3 protein-coding genes are annotated in these 2,504 nt (G+C 63.4%); 1 reads left to right on the forward strand and 2 read right to left on the reverse strand.

The features are described 5' to 3' along the window. Positions 1–4 precede the first annotated feature (4 nt). Both VFJ08_RS13420 and VFJ08_RS13425 read right to left on the reverse strand, forming a co-directional pair. Positions 5–277, reverse strand: a complete 273-nt coding sequence (locus VFJ08_RS13420) for an RNA-binding protein (protein ID WP_324997728.1) — start codon at positions 275–277, stop codon at positions 5–7. Between the two features lie 284 nt (positions 278–561). After that, the gene (locus tag VFJ08_RS13425; RefSeq protein WP_324997729.1) at positions 562–1,374 is read right to left on the reverse strand and encodes a M48 family metallopeptidase; all 813 of its coding nucleotides are present in this window, start codon (positions 1,372–1,374) and stop codon (positions 562–564) included. Between the two features lie 317 nt (positions 1,375–1,691). On the opposite strand from VFJ08_RS13425, the gene VFJ08_RS13430 reads away from it, so the two are divergent. After that, a partial coding sequence (locus tag VFJ08_RS13430; protein WP_349257016.1) for a UvrD-helicase domain-containing protein occupies positions 1,692–2,504 on the forward strand: 813 nt, incomplete at its 3' end.

The raw sequence follows: 2,504 nt of genomic DNA on the forward strand, positions 1-2,504 counted from the left end.
GGGGTTAGAAGCGACGCGGGCCGCGCGGGCGATCGTCACGCGGGCGGGCTTCGTTGACACGCAGGGTACGGCCCTGCAGGTCCTTGCCGTTCATGCCTTCGATGGCCTGGCGCGCCGCGTTGTCATCGGACATTTCTACGAATCCGAAACCGCGCGAACGCCCGGTCTCGCGATCCATGATGACCTTCGCGGAAGAGACTTCCCCGAACGCCTCGAAGGCGGTGCGCAGGTCGTCGTCCGTGGAGTTCCACGACAGGTTGCCGACGTAAATATTCATCTCGACTGATCCTAGCTAACAAACGTGTGTCATTACTTAAAAACCGTACGGACTCGTCATGACACCAAAACTAAGACCAACGGGACGCGGCATAGGGCCACCTTTCTCGAAGTCTACCGCTTTTGTCGGCTACCGCAACAGGCGGGTTTGTCAAGCTGACGGGCGGTCGTCGACAACTCCTGATTGCGGGCTTCTTGAGAGGGATTCACCAAAACGTAGCGAGCGCCGTCAGTTCGAGCGCCGGTCGGCCCGAAACGGCGGCGCAGTAGTTTTGTAAGCCCCCGCTAAGGGTGCGGACAGTGCGGGTGGTCATCGGCTTGCCGGTAGATCTGCATGGCCTCGTCCATATGGGCCCGCAACGCCTGTATCCGATCATCATTCGAGGGATGCGTCGACAGGAACTCGGTGGGTTCCTGGCCGTTGGCGGCGGCGGACATGTTCTGCCATAGCTGGACGGACTGGCGCGGATCGAAGCCGGCGCGCGCCATGAGTTCCAGGCCGATGATGTCGGCTTCGCTTTCCTGGGCGCGTGAAAACGGCAGCAGGATGCCGACCTGGGCGCCCACGCCCAGCGCCGACATGATCGCCTGGCTGGAGGCGCCGCCGGCGCCGCCGAGGAATGCCGAAAGGATCGCCAGCCCGCCTTGGGTGGCGTACTGCTCGGACATGCGCTCGTTCGGATGACCGGCGATGACATGGCCCACTTCGTGGCCGATCACGGCCGCCAGCTGAGCGCCGTTCCGGGTGACCGGCAGAAGGCCGGAGTAGACGCCGATATTGCCGCCGGGCAGGGCAAAAGCGTTGATTTGGTCGGACTTGAAGACCTTGATGTCCCAGTCGTCGGTGCCGGCCGCCTCGGATACGCCGGGCGTCGAAATGATGGCATGGGCCACGCATTTCACGAAGCGGTTGTCGGCGGCGTTGTTGTCGATCGGCGTCTGCTGCTTGAGCTCCGCGAAGCTTTTATTGCCCAGCACATCCAGTTTCTGCTGGCCGAACAGCATGAGTTGGCTGCGCCCGGTCGGCGAGGTGGCGCAACCGGCGAGCGCCGCGGCCGCCAGAACAATCGCGAGCAGACGGGTCATCGAACGAGGCATGGAGTGACGTTGATCGATATGGTCACCCGAGATTACCAGGGCCGGCTGAACTTGAAATGTCTTAGGGGGCTATTGCCATTTCATACGGCCCCGCGTTGCGACCCCAAATCGTGTCAGCCAAGACGCAGAGCGCCGGCCGCAGTCATTCTGCGGTCAGGCTCTGCAACACCGGATGGCGCGATTTGGGGCCGCAACCCGAAGGGCCGGGGCCATTTTGCCGCAATCCAGCGTTGCAGCGCGCTACGGTAGAATGACTACCGTACGCCCGCTGCGTCTTGTCTTGCGACAAAATGGCCGCCGGCGCGGCGTCGTATGAAATGGCAATAGCCCCCAGTTACAATCGGCGGATGGATGACGTATCGGCTATTTTCGACGGTCTTAATGATGCCCAACGCGAAGCGGTCGGCGCGCCGCCGGCGCATATGCGCGTGCTGGCCGGCGCGGGCTCGGGCAAGACCCGCGTCCTGATTCACCGTATCGCGTGGCTGATCGGCGTCGAGGGTGTCTCGCCGCAGTCGATCCTGGCGGTCACCTTCACCAACAAGGCCGCCGGCGAGATGCGGTCCCGGCTCGAGCCGATGCTGCGCGTGCCGGCCCGGGCGATGTGGGTGGGCACCTTTCACGGCATCGCGCATCGGCTGCTGCGCCTGCATTACAAGGAGGCGAAGCTGCCCCAGGCGTTCCAGATTATCGATTCCGACGATCAACTGCGGCTGGTCAAACGGGTGATGCGCGGTCTGGAAATGGACGAGCAGCGCTGGCCGCCGCGCCAGATGGCCGGCTTCATCAACAGCTGCAAGGAAGACGCCGAGCGCCCGGCGGATCTGGCGTCCGGCAGCAATGGGGATTACGCCAGATCCCAGATGATCCGGGTCTATACCGCCTACGAGGCCGCGCGCGAGGCGGCCGGGCTGGTCGATTTCCCCGAGCTGCTGCTGCGCGCCTACGAGATCTGTCGCGACAATACCGATCTGCTGGCGCATTATCGTCGGCGCTTTACGCATATTCTGGTCGACGAGTTCCAGGACACCAATGCGCTGCAGTATGCCTGGATACGGCTTCTGGCCGGCGCCACCGGCCGTGTGTTCATCGTCGGCGACGACGACCAGTCGATCTATTCCTGGCGCGGC

The sequence above is a fragment of the Salinisphaera sp. genome (assembly GCF_035690525.1).
GTDB lineage: Bacteria > Pseudomonadota > Gammaproteobacteria > Nevskiales > Salinisphaeraceae > Salinisphaera.

Excerpts from the sequence above, each read along its gene's own strand:
- VFJ08_RS13425 (WP_324997729.1), bottom strand. The coding sequence starts at position 1,374 with ATGCCTCGTTCGATGACCCGTCTGCTCGCGATTGTTCTGGCGGCCGCG.
- VFJ08_RS13420 (WP_324997728.1), bottom strand. The coding sequence starts at position 277 with ATGAATATTTACGTCGGCAACCTGTCGTGGAACTCCACGGACGACGAC.